Annotated in this window: 17 protein-coding genes; 1 reads left to right on the top strand and 16 read right to left on the bottom strand. The window is 67.3% G+C overall.

What is annotated here, in order from left to right; translation table 11 throughout:
* Nucleotides 1-101: 101 nt before the first annotated feature.
* The 9 genes from hutH to GV001_RS19210 form a co-directional block, all read right to left on the bottom strand.
* Nucleotides 102-1,643, bottom strand: coding sequence for a histidine ammonia-lyase (hutH, locus tag GV001_RS19250; protein WP_160082839.1), 1,542 nt, complete (start codon nucleotides 1,641-1,643; stop codon nucleotides 102-104).
* Nucleotides 1,624-2,568, bottom strand: coding sequence for a glycosyl transferase (locus GV001_RS19245; RefSeq protein WP_160082837.1), 945 nt, complete (start codon nucleotides 2,566-2,568; stop codon nucleotides 1,624-1,626). Before GV001_RS19245 ends, hutH begins: the two co-directional genes overlap by 20 nt.
* Nucleotides 2,565-3,299: a glycosyltransferase family 2 protein gene (locus tag GV001_RS19240; protein ID WP_160082835.1), complete on the bottom strand. Its 735-nt coding sequence runs from the start codon at nucleotides 3,297-3,299 to the stop codon at nucleotides 2,565-2,567. Before GV001_RS19240 ends, GV001_RS19245 begins: the two co-directional genes overlap by 4 nt.
* Nucleotides 3,300-3,392: 93 nt before the next feature.
* Nucleotides 3,393-5,057, bottom strand: coding sequence for an acyl-CoA synthetase family protein (locus tag GV001_RS19235; RefSeq protein WP_160082833.1), 1,665 nt, complete (start codon nucleotides 5,055-5,057; stop codon nucleotides 3,393-3,395).
* A complete protein-coding gene (locus tag GV001_RS19230) occupies nucleotides 5,054-5,599 on the bottom strand; it encodes a hypothetical protein (RefSeq protein ID WP_160082831.1) in 546 nt (181 codons plus the stop codon). Before GV001_RS19230 ends, GV001_RS19235 begins: the two co-directional genes overlap by 4 nt.
* A 2-nt stretch (nucleotides 5,600-5,601) precedes the next feature.
* On the bottom strand, nucleotides 5,602-5,865 hold the full coding sequence (locus GV001_RS19225; RefSeq protein ID WP_160082829.1) for an acyl carrier protein: 264 nt from the start codon (nucleotides 5,863-5,865) through the stop codon (nucleotides 5,602-5,604).
* Between the two features lie 10 nt (nucleotides 5,866-5,875).
* A complete protein-coding gene (locus GV001_RS19220; protein WP_160082827.1) occupies nucleotides 5,876-6,136 on the bottom strand; it encodes a phosphopantetheine-binding protein in 261 nt (86 codons plus the stop codon).
* Nucleotides 6,117-6,914 (bottom strand): 1-acyl-sn-glycerol-3-phosphate acyltransferase, encoded by a 798-nt coding sequence (locus tag GV001_RS19215; RefSeq protein WP_160082825.1) that lies wholly within the window; start codon nucleotides 6,912-6,914, stop codon nucleotides 6,117-6,119. The genes GV001_RS19220 and GV001_RS19215 overlap by 20 nt, the downstream gene beginning before the upstream one ends.
* On the bottom strand, nucleotides 6,899-7,615 hold the full coding sequence (locus GV001_RS19210) for a beta-ketoacyl synthase chain length factor (protein WP_160082823.1): 717 nt from the start codon (nucleotides 7,613-7,615) through the stop codon (nucleotides 6,899-6,901). Before GV001_RS19210 ends, GV001_RS19215 begins: the two co-directional genes overlap by 16 nt.
* A 235-nt stretch (nucleotides 7,616-7,850) precedes the next feature.
* On the opposite strand from GV001_RS19210, the gene GV001_RS19205 reads away from it, so the two are divergent.
* A complete protein-coding gene (locus GV001_RS19205; protein ID WP_160082821.1) occupies nucleotides 7,851-8,618 on the top strand; it encodes a ParA family protein in 768 nt (255 codons plus the stop codon).
* An 83-nt stretch (nucleotides 8,619-8,701) separates the two neighbouring features.
* On the opposite strand, the gene GV001_RS19200 is transcribed toward GV001_RS19205, so the two are convergent.
* The 7 genes from GV001_RS19200 to mscK all read right to left on the bottom strand — a co-directional run bounded on the left by GV001_RS19200 (nucleotide 8,702) and on the right by mscK (nucleotide 18,913).
* Nucleotides 8,702-9,496 carry a universal stress protein gene (locus tag GV001_RS19200; protein ID WP_160082819.1) on the bottom strand — a complete coding sequence of 265 codons (795 nt, stop codon included), beginning with the start codon at nucleotides 9,494-9,496 and terminating at the stop codon, nucleotides 8,702-8,704.
* A gap of 111 nt (nucleotides 9,497-9,607) precedes the next feature.
* Nucleotides 9,608-10,051: a PaaI family thioesterase gene (locus GV001_RS19195; RefSeq protein ID WP_160082817.1), complete on the bottom strand. Its 444-nt coding sequence runs from the start codon at nucleotides 10,049-10,051 to the stop codon at nucleotides 9,608-9,610.
* Between the two features lie 101 nt (nucleotides 10,052-10,152).
* On the bottom strand, nucleotides 10,153-10,587 hold the full coding sequence (trxC, locus tag GV001_RS19190; protein ID WP_160082815.1) for a thioredoxin TrxC: 435 nt from the start codon (nucleotides 10,585-10,587) through the stop codon (nucleotides 10,153-10,155).
* 59 nt (nucleotides 10,588-10,646) lie between these two features.
* Entirely contained in the window at nucleotides 10,647-11,924 is a 1,278-nt protein-coding gene (locus GV001_RS19185; RefSeq protein WP_160082813.1) for a bifunctional O-acetylhomoserine aminocarboxypropyltransferase/cysteine synthase, read from the bottom strand.
* A gap of 123 nt (nucleotides 11,925-12,047) precedes the next feature.
* Entirely contained in the window at nucleotides 12,048-13,838 is a 1,791-nt protein-coding gene (locus GV001_RS19180) for an SLC13 family permease (protein ID WP_160082811.1), read from the bottom strand.
* Between the two features lie 165 nt (nucleotides 13,839-14,003).
* Nucleotides 14,004-15,467 (bottom strand): protein adenylyltransferase SelO, encoded by a 1,464-nt coding sequence (gene selO, locus GV001_RS19175; RefSeq protein ID WP_160082809.1) that lies wholly within the window; start codon nucleotides 15,465-15,467, stop codon nucleotides 14,004-14,006.
* Nucleotides 15,468-15,553: 86 nt separating this feature from the next.
* A complete protein-coding gene (mscK, locus tag GV001_RS19170; protein ID WP_160082807.1) occupies nucleotides 15,554-18,913 on the bottom strand; it encodes a mechanosensitive channel MscK in 3,360 nt (1,119 codons plus the stop codon).
* Between the last annotated feature and the right edge of the window lie 79 nt (nucleotides 18,914-18,992).

The following is an 18,992-nucleotide window of genomic DNA, read 5'->3' as shown; positions in this document are numbered from 1 at the left end:
CTCCAGGCGCATTGCGCTGTTGTAGGAGCCAGCTTGCTGGCGATCCGGGCTGGCACAAGGGCATCGCCAGCAAGCTGGCTCCTACACAAATGGGTCGCTGCTTACGCATACAGCCTCCAGTGCCGGGCGCGGATGCGCTGCAGGCACAGGCGCAGTTCGCCTTCCAGGGCGCGATCCTCGATCACCGGGTGGAAGTCGGCGGCCAGCTGTTCGCGCATCGCGGCAACGGGTGCAGGAATATCGATCTTGCCGTCGCGCTGGCGCAGCCAGACGCCCTGGTTGGCGGCCAGCAGGGTGGCGGCGGCGACCTGCTCGGTCAGCTCCAGGCTGCGCAGGGCATCGCGCGCGGCAATGGTGCCCATGCTCACCTTGTCCTGGTTGTGACACTCGGTGGAGCGCGAGAACACGCTGGCCGGCATAGTGTTTTTCAGCGCTTCGGCGGTCCAGGCGCTGGTGCCGATCTGCACGGCCTTGAAACCGTGGTTGATCATCGCGGTGACGCCCGGCGCGCCGGACAGGTTGCTCGGCAGGCCGTGGTTGTAGCGCACGTCGACCAGCAGGGCGAGCTGGCGGTCGAGCAGGTCGGCGACGTTGCCGACCAGGTTCTTCAGGCTGTCCATGGCGAAGGCGATGTGCCCGCCGTAGAAGTGCCCGCCGTGCAGCACGCGCTCGGCCTCGGCGTCGATCAGCGGGTTGTCGTTGGCGCTGTTCAGCTCGGTTTCGATGAACTGGCGCAGCAGGCCCAGGCTGTCGGCCAGCACGCCGAGCACATGCGGTGCGCAGCGCAGCGAGTAGCGGTCCTGCAGGCGGTGCAGCGGCGCGGTTGGCGCGTCGATGGCGAGGTCCTGGCGCAACCAGGCGGCGACCTGCATCTGTCCCGGGTGCGGCTTGGCGGCGAACAGGCGCTCGTCGAAGTGCTCCGGGTTGCCTTCCAGCGCCACCACGTTGAGCGCGGTGATGCGGGTGGCCAGCTTGAGCAGGTAGTCGGCGCGCGAATAGGCCAGGCAGGCCAGGGCGGTCATCACCGCGGTGCCGTTCATCAGCGCCAGGGCTTCCTTGGGGCGCAGGGTCAGCGGCGTCCAGCCCAGCTCGTTATGCACCTCGGCGGCGCTACGGCGCTCGCCCTGGTACAACACTTCACGTTCGCCACTGAGGGTGGCGGCGACGTAGGACAGTGGCGTGAGGTCGCCGCTGGCGCCGACCGAGCCTTCTTCCGGGATCAGCGGTAGCACATCGTGATCGAGGAATGCCTGCAGGCGCTCCAGCAGCTCCACCCGTACCCCGGAGATGCCGTAGCACAGCGACTGCAGGCGCGCGGCCAGCACGGCGCGGGTGCTGGCCGGATCGAGCAGCTTGCCCAGGCCGCAGCCGTGGAAGGTGAACAGGTGCTTGGGCAGGGCCTCGACCTGGTGCAGCGGCACGGCCACCACGCAGGAGTCACCGTAGCCGGTGGTGACGCCGTAGATCACGCCTTCCTTGTCCAGCAGGGTGTCGAGGAAACGCGCGCCCTTGGCGATTTTCTCGCGGTAGGCGGCGTCGTCCTGCAGCTGCGCGCGGGCCTGACGTTGGGACAGGGCCACGACCTGCTCGATGGACAGGTGGGCTTCGCCGAAGATCACCGGATCAGGCTGATGTGTCGTCATGTGCATTCCAGAACGGATAGAAGTTGAACCATTGCAACGGCGCATCCAGGCAGCGTTGGCCCAGGCGCTCGGCATAGCGTTGTACCCACTGGCGGATCACCGCCTCGCGCTCGCTGCGCTTCCACTCGATGCGCTCGGCAAACGGCTCGATGATCACCCGGTAGCGGCCGTCGATCTTCAGGCAGTTGAGCAGGTTGACCGCACAATGCAGCAGCCCGGCCAGCAGCCACGGCCCTTGCGGGAAGGCCGCGGGCTGGCCGAGGAAGTCCACGTCGACGTTGCGCCCGCCGTGCAGTGGCACGCGGTCGCCGGCGATCGCCAGCCACTCGCCGCGCTCCAGGCGCTCGGACAATTGCAGCATGATCGCCGGGTCCAGTTCGCTGACCTGGATCAGGCGCAGGTGTGTGGCGCCGGCCTCGCCGAGCAGGCGATTGAACTGTTCGGCGTGCTTGGTGTGCACCAGCACGTTCATCTGCACGTGCTCGCCGAGTTGGGCCAGGGCGCGACACACCTCAAGGTTGCCCAGGTGCGCGCCGACCAGCAGCTGCCCGCGTTCCTGGCGGTGCAGTTGGCCGCGCAGGTCGTGCGGGTCGACCAGGGTGATCTGCTCCAGGCCGAGCTTGCCGTTCCACACGTCGAGCTTGTCGAGCAGGGTGTCGGCGAAGCTCATGAACTGGCGGAACACCCGGCGCCAGCTCGGACGCAGCTCGGCGCGGCCGCTCCAGGTGGCGAGGTTGCTCTGGTACTGCCAGATGCTGCGCCGCGCCTGGGCGCCGAAGACGAAGAAATACAGGACGATGGCGTAGATCAGCGGGCTGATCAGGCGCCGGCCGAGCAGGCGCGCCAGCACCGCGGTGAGCTTCATCAGCGCGTAGCTGCCGCGCTCGCGCTGGCCGGCCCAGTGGGCTGCCGGTTGCTCGCTCATGCCTGCCACCGCCGCCAGAGGATCATTGGGGCGCGCAGCAGCATGCCGAAGAACAGCTTGGCGTGCATCTTCGAGATCAGCGCGTTGTCGTGCCACAGACGGAAGTGCGAGAGACCGTCGAGCGGGTAGTGCACCTGGGTAGGCAGCCAGCGCATCGGCTGGTTGCGCCAGGCCAGGCGCACCAGGATCTCGGTGTCGAAATCCATGCGCTTGCCCAGCTGGCAGCTGTCGATCAGCGCCAGGGTGGCGGGCAGCGGGTAGACGCGGAAGCCGCACATGGAGTCGCGGATCGCCAGCGACAGGCTGTTGATCCACACCCACACGTGGGTCAGGTAGCGCGCGTACAGGCGGCTCTTCGGCACGCTGGCGTCGTACACCGGGTAGCCGCAGACCAGCGCCTGCGGGTGGGTGCGGGATTCGCCGAGGAAGCCGGCGACGTCGCCGAGGTCGTGCTGGCCATCGGCGTCGACCTGCAGCGCGTGGCTGAAGCCCAGGCGCTGGGCCTCGCGCAGGCCGGCCATCACCGCGCCGCCCTTGCCCTGGTTGACGGCCAGGCGCACCAGGAAGGTGTTGTCCTGCTTGGCCAGGTCATCCATCACCGCAGCGCAAGCCGCGCTGGATGCGTCGTCGACCAGCACGCAGGGCAGGCCAGCTTCGTGCAAAGCCGCGAACACCACGGGCAGGGCGTGCTCGTGATTGTAGACCGGGATGACGGCGCAGGGGTTATGCATGCCGGCTCACTCCGTAGGATGGGTGGAGCGCAGCGATACCCATCGCCACCCTGTTGGGTATCGCTGCGCTCAACGCCAACCTACCGAGGCCAATCACAGCGCCGCCCCCAGCAGGATGCGCCCCGAGGAGCAGGCCGCCTCGCCGTTGCGATAGGCGAAGTACAGTTTGCCGCGCTCGGCGTCGAAGCGCAGGCTCAGCTGCAGGCGGTCGCCGGGACGTACCAGCTGCTGGAACTTCAGCACTTCCATGCCGCAGAAACGCGGCGGCAGGTCGGCAATCAGCTCGCGCGCCAGCTGCTGGGCCCAGTCGACCTGGACCACGCCGGGCAGCACCGGGGTCTGCGGAAAGTGGCCGGTGAAATGCGCCAGGTCCGGCGGCACGTCCAGCTCCAGCTGCCACTCGCCGTCCTGCTCGACCGCCGAGCGCGGCGTCACGCGGGTCGGTCGCTCGCTGGCCAGCAGGCGTTCGACTTCGGCCTGGGCCAGCTTGCCCTGGCTGCTGTAGGGCAGCTCGGCGAGCAGGCGCCAGCGGCGTGGCAGGGCCAGCGCCTCGCAGTGCCCGGCCAGGTGCTGGCGCAGGGTTTCGATCAGCGTCTTGCGCCCCTGGTTGCGCAGGGCGTGCAGGCCGCTCGGGCTGAGGGCGACCAGTGCGCCGAGGTAGGCGCGGCCCTGCTGGATCACCCCCAGGCGCGCGTCGGCGACCCATTCGTGGCCGAGCAGGGCCTGTTCCAGCATGGGCAGGGAGATGCGTTTTTCTTCCAGCTTGACGATGCGATCCAGGCGCCCACGCAATGCGAAGCGGCCATCGGCCTGTAGTTCGGCGGCGTCGGCACTCTGCTCGACATGCCCGGCCGGCAGGTAGGGCGAGGCGATGCGCAGAGCGCCTTGGTCGTTCAGGCTCAGCTCGATGCCGGCAAACGGCGTCCACAGCTCGCCACCCTGGCGCCAGGCGATGCCGCCGGTTTCCGAGCTGCCGTAGATTTCCGTTGGCCACTGGCCGAGCAGGCCGTGCAGCTCGGTGGCGGTCTCGGCCGGCAGGGCGCCGCCGGAGGAGAACACCCGACGCACCTGGCTCAGGGCCGGCCAGTCGAGGTTGTCGCCCATGCGCTTGAGCAGGGCTGGGCTGGCGATCCAGGCGAAGCCAGTGCTAACGGCCAGGCTCTCCCGTTGCAGGTCCTCGGGAAACGGCTGGGCGCGGCGCAGGAACGGGCGGCCGGCGCACAGCGGCCAGAGCACGCGGAACAGCAGGCCGTAGATGTGCTGGGCGGCGACACTGCCGAGGATGGTGGCAGCGCCGAGCTCGGCGCCCCACAGCTGTTCCAGGGCGTCCACTTCATTGGCCAGCTGGCGCAGGGACTTTTCGATCAGCTTGGGCTCGCCGCTGGAGCCGGAGGTGCACAGGGTCAGGCGGCACTGGTCGAGATCGAGGGCGGCAGCGGGCAGTGGCTCGCCGTTCAACGCTGCGTCGTCCAGGCTGTCCAGCCACAGCTCGACCTGGGCGCCCAGGCGCTCGCGGGTCTGCGCCTGGGCGTCGGCTGGCAGCAGTACCTGCACGCCAGCGCGCCAGGCGCCGAGCAGGGCGATGGCCAGCTCGCCGGCATCCTCGATATGCAGGGCCAGGTGCTGCACGCCGCGCGCCTGCAGGGCGCCGGCCAGGGCCAGGGCACGCTGGCGCAGGGCAGCATGCGTCATATCCGGCGTTACCGGACGGCTCGGCTGAGCTTCCAGCAATAGATTGCCAAGGGGCAACCAGGTCATGCCTGTCTCCTTACACGCTGGCGCACCAGCCACTCACCGGCAAACAGCAGGCCCATCAGGCCGTAGGCGATCAGCCCGGTATACAGGGTCCACCAGCTCAGCGGTGCCCACAGGTTGAGGGCGATCACCACCAGGCCGTTGGCCAGAAAGAACAGCGCCCACACCCGGGTCACGCTGCGCGTGTAGCGCACCGCCACGTCCGGCAGGTCGGGTTCGCGCAGGCGCGCCAGGCGCTCGATCAGTGGCGGGCCGAACTTCAGGCTGAGGCCGAACAGCGACAGCAGCAGGCCGTTGAGCAGCACCGGGTACCAGCGCAGCAGTTCCGCCTCGCCGGCCAGGCCGAGCAGCAGGCAGAAACCCAGGGCCACGCCGGCCATCCAGCGGTTGCCCGGCTTGCCGCGTTGCACCAGGGCGCGCGCCAGCCACAGGCCGCCGAGCAACAGGGCGAACACGCGCGGCGACAGGTGCTCCATGCCGAAATACACGGCAAACGGATAGAGCAGCCCCGCCACCACCAGCAGCAGGCCGAGCAGCTTACTCATGTTCAGTCTTGCGCCGGCGCGGCGTTGACCACCTGGTACACGGCTTCGACCACGTCGCCGACGGTGCGCACGGCCTTGAACTCTTCGGCGGCGATCTTCTTGCCGGTCTGGCGCTTGATATGGTCGATCAGGTCGACGGCGTCGATGCTGTCAATTTCCAGATCCTGGTACAGGTTGGCGTCCAGGGTCACGCGCTCGGCGTCCAGCTCGAACAGCTCGACCAGCGCCTCCTGCAGGGTGACGAAAATCTCTTCACGGCTTTGCATCACGGCGTCCTCAGGCAGCCTGTTTCGCGGCAACGAAGGCAGCCAGGCTGGCCACGTTGGCGAAATGTTGGCGGGTGTCCTTGGCTTCGGCGTCGATCTTGATGCCGAAACGTTTCTGGATCGCCAGGCCCAGCTCGAGGGCGTCCACCGAATCCAGGCCCAGGCCGTCACCGAACAGGGTCAGGTCGGCGGCGATGTCTTCGGCCACCATGTCTTCGAGGCCGAGGGCCTCGATGATCAGGTTCTTGATCTCAGTTTGCAGATCGCTCATCTGAGGCGAGCTCCTTCATAAAGTGTTGGTGCAGATGGTCGTTGAGTTTGCGCGAGGCGATGGGCAGCGGGGCTTGCGCGGTGAATTGCTGCGGGTCGATATCCTCGCCCACGCGCAGGCGAAAGTGAAAACGGCGCGACGGAATGCTGTACCAGGGCTCGGCCTTGGTCAGGGTGGTCGGGCTGACGCTGATCACCACCGGGGTGACCAGGCGCGCACCGCGCACGGCAATCGCCGCCGCGCCACGGTGGAATTCGGGATTGTGCCCCGGCGTGGTGCGCGTGCCCTCGGGGAAGACGATCAGGGTCTGGCCTTCCTGCAGGGCGCCGGCGGCCTCGTCGAGCATGTCCAGGCTGCCGCTGTTGCTGATGAAACCGGCGGCGCGGATCGGCCCGCGCATGCTCGGGTTGTCCCACAGGCTCTGCTTGACCACACAGTTGGCGTCGCGGATGAAGGCGATCAGCACCACCACGTCGATCAGCGATGGGTGGTTGGCGATCACCATCTGTCCGGGGCGGCCGAGGCGTTCGCTGCCCTCGACTTCGTAGGTCAGTACGCCGCTGTGGTACATGAAGCGCACGAACTTGTAGAAGGTCCAGCTGACCACGGCGCGAGCGCGGGTGCGCCGGGTCAGGGCGTCGCCAGGCAGCAGGCTGAGCAGCGGGAACACCACGATGCGCAGCAGCACGCCGCCGATGCCGAACAGGCTGAAGCTGGCGGCCGTGGCGAACAGGCGCCAGGCGTAGGGGGCGCTGCGCTGGCTCAGGCCTTGTTGCATGACCAGCTCCAGTGACGGTTCTTGCAATGATGCTGCAGCTCGCGCTGGCCGCTGTGCAGGGCGCGCGCCAGCTCCAGGGCATGCGGCCACTCGGGGCGCGGCCCTCTGCCGGGCTGCAGGCTCAGCTGCCAGTCGTTGCCGGGGGTGAGCAGCAGGGCGACGGCGTAGGAAAACGGCACGTCGTCGATAAAGGGTGCGTACAGCGCCGGCGGGGTTTCCTCGGCGATCACCAGGAGCACGGCGGGCGCGCCATCGCCGAGCAGGCTGGCGGCTTCCAGCAGGCCCTGTTCGAGGCCGTCGGCGTCGCCAGCCAGGGCGCACATTTCGCTGCCGTCGGCACGCAGGATCGACCACAGGCCGATGATCGCGTTATGCACCGAAAGGCTGAACTGGGTCGGCGATAGCGGCTCGTTGTGCGCCAGATCGGCGAGGATGTTCAGGGTGCGCGGGGTTTCCCCATGCCGGCTGACGAACACCAGCGGCAGCGGCCCCTGGGTTTCGGCGATGGGCCAGGCGACGTGGAACAGCATGCGCGCCAGGCGGCTCAGGCGGCGGCGCTGCATGGCCGGGAGAAAGCTGACATCGGGTTGCTCGCCGTTGTCGGCCAGGCGCCGCGGGGCTTGCAGCCAGGCCTGGCAGTCTTCGTCGGCGTCCAGCCCGGGAGCCCAGGCGCGCCAGCTGGCGATATTGAAATGTGTCACGCGGAGCTCTCTTCCCGGCCCCTTGTGGGCTTCCTTGTCTACAGCGACACCCCTGCCGGCAGGCGAACTGCGGCAAAGTCATGGCGAGGTGCCGCTATTATCCCGTCAGCGCGCTGGCTGCGCAAATTTTGACACAGTTGCCCGGGGCGCACGTCTTGCGCTTTTTGCCGAATTCCTCGCCCTTGTTCGGCGCTTTGCATAGAATCGACCCCATTCGGGCTCAGGGAGGTGTGTCATGCGGCGAGTGGTGTTCAACCAGAAGGGCGGTGTGGGCAAGTCCAGCATCGCCTGCAACCTGGCGGCGGTGAGCGCGGCGGAGGGCTATCGCACCCTGCTGATCGACCTGGATGCCCAGGCCAACTCGACCCATTACCTGACCGGGCTGACCGGCGACGACATTCCCATGGGCATCGCCGAGTTCTTTAAGGGCAGCCTGTCGTCCGGGCCGTTCGCCAAGAAGGGCTCGGTGGATATCTACGAAACGCCGTTCGACAACCTGCATGTGGTCACCGCCACCGCCGAGCTGGCCGATCTGCAGCCCAAGCTGGAGCAGAAGCACAAGATCAACAAGCTGCGCAAACTGCTGGAGGAGCTGGGTGAGGACTACGAGCGTATCTATCTGGATACCCCGCCGGCGCTGAACTTCTACACCGTCTCCGCGCTGATCGCCGCCGACCGCGTGCTGATCCCCTTCGACTGCGACAGCTTCTCGCGCCAGGCCCTGTACGGCCTGCTGCGCGAGATCGAGGAACTCAAGGAAGACCACAACGAAGGTCTGGAAGTCGAAGGCATAGTGGTCAATCAGTTCCAGCCGCGCGCGAGCCTGCCGCAGCAGCTGCTCGACGAGCTGATCGCCGAAGGCCTGCCGGTGCTGCCGGTCAACCTGATGAGTTCGGTGAAGATGCGCGAGTCGCACCAGGCCTGCATCCCGCTGATCCACCTGGATCGCAGCCACAAGCTGACCCAGCAGTTCGTCGAGCTGCACAAGCTGCTGGAAAGCTGAGTCCCCTGCAGAAACAAGAAAGGCGCCCGAGGGCGCCTTTCTTTTTATCTGGCCTGAAAGCCTGGCCGATGTGCAGCTGGCTTTCAGCGCACCACGAACACGTCGCACGGCGCCTTGTGCAAAAAGTGCTGGGCCAGGCTGCCGAGCAGGGCCTGGGACAGTGCGCCGCGGCCATGGCAGCCGAGCACCAGCAGCTGCGGCTGGCGGCTGCCGATGCATTCCTGCAGGCCGCGCAGGATGCCGCCCTGCTTGATCTCGTGGGACAGGGTCGGGCTGTCGGGCGGCAACTGCTGGGATTCGTCGGCGATCAGCTGGTCGATCAGGGCGTGCTGGGTCGCCAGTTGCGTGGCGCTGTCGGCCTGGTTCTTCTGCGGCTCGAACACGTGCAGGGCGTGGATGTTGGCTTCGGCCGGCAGCAGGCGGCAGGCGCGGTTGAGGGCGGTGCAGGCGCACAGGGAGAAGTCCAGGGCGGCGACCGCCTCGCGGTAAGGCTGGGCTTCGTCGCGGGCCACCAGCAGCAGCGGCACCGGGCAGCGTCGGGCGATGCGGTCGAGGGTGGTGCCGGAGAAGAACTCGTGGCGCTGGTGGTGGGCGCCGAGCACCAGCAGGTCGGCACCGAGCTGCTGCACCTGCTCCAGCACGGCCTCGGCGGGCTTGCCCTGGCACAGCTTGAGCTCGCTGCCGGGCGGGGCGAACTGGGTCAGGCTGTTGTCCAGGGCCTGGTGGACGCGGTCCTGCTCGGCCTGGCCGAGGCGGCTGTCGAGCACGTGGAGCAGGGTCAGGCGGGCATTGTGCTGGCGCGCCAGCTGCGCGGCGCGGCGCAGGGCGAGGTCGGCAGTGCTGCGCAAGTCATGGGCGATAAGGATGTGCTTGATCATCTGGAGTCCCCTCTGCGCCGCGAACTGCCGCGACGCGCTGCAACCTCTGGTGGGTTTTTAGTGTGACCCCCATTGATAGACCGGCTTTTGATCCGCGGCAAGTTCCGTGCGTCAGTGCTTGCGTAATTGATACAGCGCGCAGCTTTGCGCCACCACTTCGCCGCCGGCATCGCGCAGTTGCAGATCGAGGCGATACTCGGCCTTGCCCACGCGCTCGGCCTCGTCCTCGATGCGGGCGATCTCGGCGGCGTCCAGGCAGGCCTCGACCCGGATGTCGCTGGCGGCCGGGCGGCGGAAGCTCAGGTTCAGCTCCTTGACGATGGGGTAGAAGCGCTGGGCGTCGAAGCTGGTGAGGAACAGTGCGCCGCCGGGGATTTCCGCCAGGGTGAACAGGGCGCCGGCGTACATGCTGCCGATATGGTTCTGGTTGCCCTCCAGCGGCATGCGCAGGCGCACGCGGCCGGGTTCGAGGACTTCGGCCTTGAGCCCGCAGCGTTTGACGAAGGCGATCTTTTCTTCGGTGAACAGGCGGGCCATTTCGACGGGCAGTGGCATGGGTGGCATTCCTCGTGGGCGATGCCGTCCAGCCTAGCGTCTGCCGGGCGGGCGGCAATGACAGCGGCGCTCGCCGGGGCTGACCTATTCGCTCAGGCCGCTCAGATGCCGTGCTGGCGCAACCAGCCGAGCAGTTGCGGCAGGGGCAGGGCGCCGCTCTGGCGGGCCACTTCCACGCCGCCCTTGAGCAGGATCAGGGTCGGGATCGAGCGGATGCCCATTTCGGCGGACAGTTGCGGGTTGGCTTCGCTGTCCAGCTTGGCCAGGCGGCAGCGCCCCTGCAGCTGGTCGGCGGCCTGCTCGAAGATCGGCGCAAAGTTGCGGCACGGGCCGCACCAGCTGGCCCAGACATCGATCAGCAGCGGCAGGTCGCCCTTGTTCTGCGCGGCGAAGCTGGCCTGGGTCAGCTCGAAGGGCTTGCTCGGCAGCACTTCGGCCTTGCAGCGGCCGCAGCGCGGCGCATCGCCCAGGCGTTCACCGGGAATGCGGTTGAGGCCGTTGCAGTGCGGGCAGGGGATCAGCAGGGGATTGGACATGGGCGACTCCAGAGGCGGTATGCCTAATCTGGAGTCGCTTGCGCGGATATCAAGGGCGATCAGCCCGCCGCGGCGTCCAGCGCCTGGGCCAGGTCGGCGAGGATGTCGTCGCTGTGCTCGATGCCGATCGACAGGCGCACCATGTCGCGCGGCACCCCGGCGCGCTCCAGCTCCGCGTCGTTGAGCTGGCGGTGGGTGGTCGAGGCCGGGTGGCAGGCCAGCGACTTGGCGTCGCCGATATTCACCAGGCGCACCACCAGCTTGAGCGCATCGATGAAGCGCGCACCGGCATCAAAGCCGCCCTTGATGCCGAAGGAGAGGATCGAGGCCGGCTTGCCGCCCATGTAGCGCTGCGCCAGTGGATATTCCGGGTGCTCTTCCAGGCCGGCATATTTCACCCAGGCCACTTGCGGATGGCGGCTCAGGTACTGCGCTACCTTCAGGGCGTTCTCGCAGTGGCGCTCCATGCGCAGGGCCAGGGTCTCCAGGCCTTGCAGGATGAGGAAGGCGTTGAACGGCGACAGCGCCGCCCCGGTGTTGCGCAGCGGCACCACGCGGCAGCGGCCGATAAAGGCGGCGGGGCCGAAGGCTTCGGTGTAGGTCACGCCGTGGTAGGACGGGTCCGGCGTATTGAGCAGCGGGAAGCGCGCCTTGTGCTCGGCCCAGGGGAACTTGCCGGAGTCGACGACTATGCCGCCGATGCTGGTGCCGTGGCCGCCGATGTACTTGGTCAGCGAGTGCACGACGATGTCGGCGCCGTGCTCGAACGGGCGGCAGAGGATCGGCGTGGCCACGGTATTGTCGACGATCAGCGGCACGCCATGACGGTGCGCGGCGGCGGCCAGGGCGGCCAGGTCGACGATGTTGCCGGCCGGGTTGCCGATCGACTCGCAGAACACCGCCTTGGTTTTCTCATCGATCAGCGCTTCCAGCGCCGCGATGTCGTCGTGCGGCGCGAAGCGGGTCTGGATGCCGAAACGCGGCAATGTGTGGGCCAGCAGGTTGTAGGTGCCGCCGTACAGCTTGGCCACCGAGACGATGTTGTCGCCGGCCTCGGCCAGGGTCTGGATGGCATAGGTGATGGCCGCCATGCCGGAGGCCACGGCCAGCGCGCCGACGCCGCCCTCCAGGGCCGCCACGCGCTCTTCGAGCACGGCGTTGGTCGGGTTCATGATGCGCGAGTAGATGTTGCCGGCGACCTTCAGGTCGAACAGGTCGGCCCCATGCTGGGTGTCGTCGAAGGCGAAGGAGCTGGTCTGGTAGATCGGTACCGCCACCGCCTTGGTGGTCGGGTCGGGGCTGTAACCGGCGTGGATGGCCAGGGTTTCCAGTTTCATGCATGCGCTCCTTCGGGGCAGATTGGAAGGTTCGCAGCATGGAGAAAACGCCAAGGCCCGGTCAATGCGCTGGAGCAATGAAACGGGCTTTGCTTTGGAACGATAAGTACTGAGCTTATGCCGCTACACCGGCACCAGCGGCCAGAACCAGGGGATCACGAAGCTGGCCACCACCCAGAGAATCAGGTTGAGTGGAATGCCGACCTTCATGAAGTCGGTGAAGCGGTAGCCGCCGGCGTTGTAGACGAAGGTGTTGGTCTGGTAGCCGATGGGCGTGGCGAAGCTGGCGCTGGCGGCGAACATCACCGCGACCACGAAGGCGCGCGGGTCGACACCCAGGTGCTGGGCCATGCCGATGGCGATCGGGGTGACCAGTACCGCCACCGCGTTGTTCGACAGCACTTCGGTGAGGATCGAGGTGAACAGGTAGATGAAGCTCAGCATCAGCAGCGGACCGGCCCAGGGCAGCCAGCCCATGAGGTTCTCCACCATCAGCTTGACCAGGCCGACCTTGTCCATGGCGATGCTGATGGCCAGCATGCCGAAGATCAGGCTGAGGATCTTCCAGTCCACCGCCTTGTAGGCGTCTTCCACATCCAGGCAGCGGGTGGCCAGCACGACCACCGCGCCGATGATCGCCAGTCCTTCGATGGGCATCACGCCGAAGGCGGCCAGCAGCATCACGGCCAGGGTGGCGATGATGGCGATGGGCGCCTTTTCACGACGGAAGGAGCGTTCCTGCACGGTGTTCAGACTGATCAGCTCGCCGTTGTCGGCGAAGCGCTTGATCTGTGCCGGCGTGCCTTCGACCAGCATCACGTCGCCGAACTGCAACTGGAACTCGTCGAGGTTGCCGGAAACGTTTTCGTCCTGGCGGTGTACGGCCAGCACGGCGATACCGTAGCGCGCGGTCAGGTCGAGGTCGCGCATGGGCCGGTGGCTGTAGCGCGAATTGCGCCCGACTATGGCCTCGGCCAGCACCACATCGTGGCTGCTGATGGTCTCGAAGGCTTCGCTGCGACTGAAGCTGAGGTGGCCGCTGCCGCGCAGTTCGACCACGTCCTTGACCTGGCCGTGGATCACCAGCTGGTCGCCGGCGGCCAATACAGTGTCGTGGTCCGGCTCGGTGAGTTCTTCCTGATCGCGGAAGATCTTCAGTACCTGCAGGCCGCTGCCGCCGTTGAGGTTGGCCTCGCTGAGGGTCTTGCCGATCATCGGCGAGTCGTGCGGCACCAGCAGTTCGCTCATGAAGGTGCGATCCAGGTCCGGGCGCAGCTGCTTGGACAGCGTCTCGCGCTCGGGCAGCAGGTGGCGGCCGAAGGTCAGCAGGTAGGCCATGCCGGCGGCGGCTAGGATCAGCCCGGCACCGGTGATCTCGAAGATGCCGAAGGGCTCCAGGCCGGCCTTGCGCGCCACGCCGTCGACCAGGATGTTGGTCGAGGTGCCGATCATGGTCAGGGTGCCGCCGAGGATGGTGGCGTAGGACAGCGGGATCAGCAGCTTGGACGGCAGGGTGCCGGCGCGGCGGGCCAGGGAGATCGCCACCGGGGTGAGAATGGCCACCACCGGGGTGTTGTTCAGGCCGGCGGAAATTACCAGGGCGGTAACGGTCAGGCCGGTGAGCACGCGGATCGGGCTGGTACCGACCAGATCACCCAGCCAGTTGCCCAGGGCGTCGATGCAGCCGGTACGCTCCAGCGCGGCCGACAGCACGAACATGCAGGCGATGGTCACCGGCGCCGAGTTGCTTAGCACGCTGAGCACTTCTGCCGGGGTCAGCAGCTGGGTGACCAGCAGCGCGGCCACGGCAATGGCCGCGACGATGTCCGGACTCCACTTCTCGCGGACGAAGGCAACCAGCACCCAGACCAGCAGGGCAGCGACGAAAATCAGGGGTAGCGAGTCCCAGGACATGGGCATCCTTAAGCGTGCGAATCTCGTATGAGGTATCTGGCACGCGCTAGGCGGCCGCACAGGGGCGAAAAGATAATGGCCTTCGCTTAGATAGTCTAAGAATGTTTGGATAGGTTTATATGCTTATTCGGTTTAACCGATAAGCCATGTTCGTTCGGGCTGGCATCAGGACGAGCAGCTGATCTCCAGGTGCTTGCCCCATTCCGGTGGCCGTTCGGCGTAGCGGGCCATGCCCGGCTGCTCCTCGAAGGGGCGGGCGAGTACCGCGTGCAGCTCGCGCACCGGGGCGTAGTTGCCGGCCTCGGCGGCTTCGATGGCCTGCTGCGCCAGGTAGTTGCGCAGCACATACAGCGGGTTGACCGCATGCATGCGCGTGCGCCGCTCGGCCTGGCTGCCGTTCTCGCGCGCGCTGCGGGCGCAGTAGCGGGCGCTCCAGGCGTCGAAGGCGGCGCGGTCGAGGAAATCGTCGCGCAGCTCGGCCACGGCCGCGTGCGGCGCCTGCTCGCCGAGGCGGCGGAAGAACAGGCTGTAGTCCACCGCGCCGCCTTGCTGCATCAGCTGCAGCAGCTGCTGGATCAGCTCCTCGTCGCCGTCCTCGGCCGTGCTCAGGCCCAGCCTGCGGCGCATCAGGTCGAGGTAGTGCGCCTGGTACAGCGGCAGGAACAGGGCCAGGCTTTCGCGCAGCTGCTCGACCTCGACCAGGGGCGTCAGCGCCTGGCCGAGGGCGGCCAGGTTCCACTGGGCGATCGGCACCTGGTTGCTGAAGCTGTAGCGGCCGCTGTCGTCGGAGTGGTTGCAGATATGGTTGGCGTCGAAGTCGTCGAGGAAGGCGTAGGGGCCGTAGTCGAAGGTGATGCCGAGGATCGACATGTTGTCGCTGTTCATTACCCCGTGGCAGAAGCCGTAGGCCTGCCACTGGGCGATCAGCGCGGCGTTGCGCTCCACCACTTCGCGGAACAGCGCGGCGAAGGGCTGCGCTTGCGCCTGGCACTCGGCGAAGTGGCAGGCCAGCACGTGCTCGGCCAGCTGGCGCAGCTGCGCGTGCTGGTTGGTGTAATAGAAGTACTCGAAGTGGCCGAAGCGTACATGGCTCTGCGCCAGGCGCAGGACCATCGCCGCGCTTTCGCGCTTCTCGCGCCACACCGGGGTATCCGAGCCGGTCACGCACAGTGCGCGGCTGGTGGGGATGCCCAGGGCATGCAGGTACTCGCTGGCGAGGAATTCGCGGATTGAGCTGCGCAGCACCGCGCGGCCGTCGCCCATGCGTGACCAAGGCGTCTGCCCTGCGCCTTTGAGGTGCAGGTCCCAGTGCTCGCCGGCGGCGTTGACCACCTCGCCCAGGAGCAGGCCGCGGCCGTCGCCCAGGCGCGGGTTGTAGCTGCCGAACTGGTGCCCGGAATAGACCATGGCGCGCGGCTCGGCGTCGCTCCACAGCTTGTGCCCGGCGAAGACCTGGGCGAACAGCTCGGAGTCGGCCTCGGCCGGGTCGAGGTCGAGCAGGGCCATGGCCGCCGGGCTGGCCACCACCAGGCGCGGCGCCTCGATCGGCTCGGGCAGCACGGGGGTGGAGAAGGCATCGCCCAGGCGGGCGTAGCGGTTATCGAATACGAGGTCGGTGAGGGCTTTCACTGCAGGGCTCCGCGACAATTCCGAGCATTTTGCTCGGTTTTGTCGCGGGGCGTCCAGCCGGCCGGCCCTCCCGGCCGGTGCGCGGGTTACTGCGGGTCGACGGCTGGCGCGGCGGGTGGCAGTTTTTGCTGCTGGCTATCGGCAGCCGCGGTGGCCGCCACCATCTGCCCGGTGGTCAGGTTGAGTTCCTGACCGTGCAGGTTCTTGATCATCACCTCGACCTGGTTGAAGGCCATCTCCACCTTGTGCTCGCGGAAGCTCAGGGCGATGCGCGTGAGGATTTCGTCGGTGGCGGCGTTGCGGTCACCCAGCTCGCGCACGTGGAAGCGCAGCTCGTAGTCGAAGGTGCTGGCGCTGATGGTGAGGAAGTACAGCAGCGGCTCGGGCTCGCGCAGCACCCGCGGGTTCTCGATGGCGGCCTGCATCATCAGCTTGCGCGCCAGCGGCAGGTCGGTCTCGTAGGCCACGCCGATCTTGATGATGACCCGGGTGACCGTGTCGTTGAGCGACCAGTTGATCAGCTGGTCGGTGACGAAGGTCTTGTTCGGGACGATGATTTCCTTGCGGTCGAAATCGGTGATGGTGGTGGCGCGGATGCGGATCTTGCTCACCGTGCCGGACAGGTTGCCGATGGTCACCACGTCGCCGATGCGCGCCGGGCGCTCGAACAGGATGATCAGGCCGGAAATGAAGTTGGCGAAGATCTCCTGCATGCCGAAGCCGATCCCCACCGACAATGCGGCCACCAGCCACTGCAGCTTGTCCCAGCTGACGCCGAGCACCGACAGGGTCATGACGAAGCCGATGCCGCTGATCGCATAGGACAACAGGGTGGTGGTGGCGTAGGCGCTGCCCTGGGCCAGCGACAGGCGTGACAGCACCAGCACCTCCAGCAGGCCCGGCAGGTTGCTGGCCAGGGCCACGGTAATGGCGACGATGATCAGGCCGCCGAGCAGGTCGAGCAGGCTCAGTGGCACCATGGTCGCGGCATCGCCGCTGCCGCTGCTGTATTCGTAGAGGGTGATGTTGTCCAGGTAGGTGAACACGCTGAGCAGGTCGGCCCACACCCAGTACAGGCAGAGCACGAAGCCGCTGAGCAGGGCCAGGCGGATCAGGCGCATGGACTGCTGGTTTATCTGCTCGATGTCCAGGGCCGGCTCCTCGACCACCGCCTCGCCGCCTTCCAGGCCTTCCTTGGTTTGCGCCTGGCGCTTGCTCAGGGCGCGCTGGTAGGCCAGGCGTCTGGCCGCCACCGCCATGCCACGCTCGAAGGCGGCCTCCAGGACAAACCACAGCACCAGCAGGTAGAGGGTGTCGATCAGGCGGTCGGTGAGCTTCAGCGCGGTGTAGTAGTAGCCGAAGCACACGGCGATAAACAGGCCGATCGGCAGGGCGGTAAAGCCCACCCCGACCAGCACGCGAAAGGCCGTGGAGCGCTCGTGCATCGGCCCGGCCAGCAGCAGGCGGCCGAGCAGCCAGGCCATCAGGGCGTAGCAGCTGAGCACCACGCCGATGCCGATGACGTCCTCGGCCAGTGCCGCCGGCTGATGCTCGGCCACCGCCACCACGCCGACCAGGGCCATGACCACCAGGCCCAGGCGCCGCACCTGGGTGTTGAGGAAGGCCACCCGTGGCCGCTCCCAGCGGAAATGCAGTTCGCCGACGCCATGCGGGGCGAGGATGCGGTACAGGGTGTAGAACACCAGCCAGGCCTGGGCCATTTCCAGCAGGGCGGTGCCCAGGTTGGCGTTCTGCCCGCGCGCGTCGATCAGCAGGGCCAGGCCGCACAAGGCGAGGAACAGGGTGACCGGCAGGGCCAGGAGGATGTTGATGAAGATCGCCAGGGGCGTGTGCAGCTGGCTGTCGTGCTTGTAGTGGCCGATGTCTTGATGCAGGCCGCGCAGCTTTTCGTACAGCCAGCTGCGCCGCCAGATCAGGGCGCCGATCAGCAGCAGCAGCGGGATGAACAGCCAGGGCCGGTCGACCAGCCCGGCGCCCAGTTCGCGCACCCCGGCGCCCCAGGGCACGGCGTTGAGCTGGCGCTCCAGCAGGGTCGGTACCTGCTTCAACCAGGCCAGGTCCAGCGGTTTGTTGCTGGGAATCCAGAACATCTGTTCTTCGAGGGTGTTGCTCAGGGTGCCGGCGGTGGCCTGCAGCTGCTTCTGGTTGAGCTGCAGGGTGATCGACTCGTTGAGCAGGGCATTGAGTTCGCGGTTCAGCCGCTCGAGCAGCTCGCTGCGAGTGGTGACCAGCTCCAGCAGGGTCTTGCGCAGCTCGGCGGTGACCTGCTCCGGCGGCTGCGAGGCCAGCAGCTGGTCGACATGTTCCGAGAGGTTGCTCAGGGCGTCGCGTTTCTGGTTCAGCTCGAACTGGTACAGGCGGATGTCGGCGATCTGGTCGGCCAGGTTCTTGTCCAGCTGCAGTTGCGGCAGGGCCTGCTTCTGCTGGTAGAGGATCTTGGCCAGCAGCAGGCTGCCCTTGAGCACGTCGATCTGCTCTTCCAGGGCCTGGTCGGCCTGGCTGACGCTGTCCAGCTGCTGCTTGGTCTGCAGGTTGAGGCGGGTCAGTTCGTTGAGGCGGTCGGTGGCGCGCAGCAGGTAGTCGGAGAGCTTGAGGTTTTCCGCGCTTTCCTGGGCCAGCAGGCTGTCCGGGGTGGCCTTCTCGGCCTCGCGCGACAGTTCGGCGACGGTCTGTTCGCTGCTCTCGCGGCGCTTGTCGTTGATCAGCGACTGCAGGTCGAGGCTTTCCTGCTCCAGGCGGCGGATGCGCTCGGTGAGCAGGTCGCGGCGGCTGCCGCCGAGGTCCTGCAGCAGGCTGTTGCCGGCCAGCTCCTGGCGGCGCAGCTCGGTCAGCGCGGTCAGCGCCAGCAGTTCGGCGTTGAGCTGGTCGCGCTGTTCGGCGCCGATCGGCTTGCCGGCATCCTTGCCGACCTTGAGCAGGTTGTTGATCTTGAGTACACGGGTCTGGTTGCTGCTGATCTCGGCCTGGGCACGCTCCGGGCGGGTCTGCGCGGTAATCAGCATGCTGTTGGCCTCGGCCAGCTCCTGCTGCCAGGCGGACAGCTGGCTGGTGCGTTCGGCGAGCAGGGTTTCCAGCTGGGCGGCGCTGGACTTGCCATAGCGTTCGCCGACCGGCTTGAGCGGGCTGGCCTTGAGCCGGGTGAGTTCGCGCTGGGCTTCGCTGGTCAGGCGCGGTGCATCGCCGAGCTGGCGCTTGAGATCCGTCAGGCGCTGCTCGCTGTCGGCCTGGCTGGCGAGGAAGGCCAGGGTTTGCTCCAGGGCCTGCTGCAGGGCCTTCTGCTCGGCTTCCGGCAGCTTGCGCTCGGCCAGGCCGTCGAGGCTCTTCTGAACGGCTGCGCGGGTCGGTGCTTCGGCGGCGGCAGGGCCGGCGCCGAGAAGGCAGAGGCCCAGCAGGGCGGCGGCGAGGTAGGGGCGTAATACGGACATGGTCGCTTCGGGCGGCTCGGGAAATGATGCGGCTAATGATATGCCAGGCCGGCAGTCGCGTGGCGTGCGCGACTGCCGA

Source organism: Pseudomonas sp. 8AS, from assembly GCF_902506505.1.
In the GTDB taxonomy this organism is placed as follows: Bacteria; Pseudomonadota; Gammaproteobacteria; order Pseudomonadales; family Pseudomonadaceae; genus Aquipseudomonas.
This window is presented reverse-complemented; position numbering and strand designations above follow the sequence as displayed.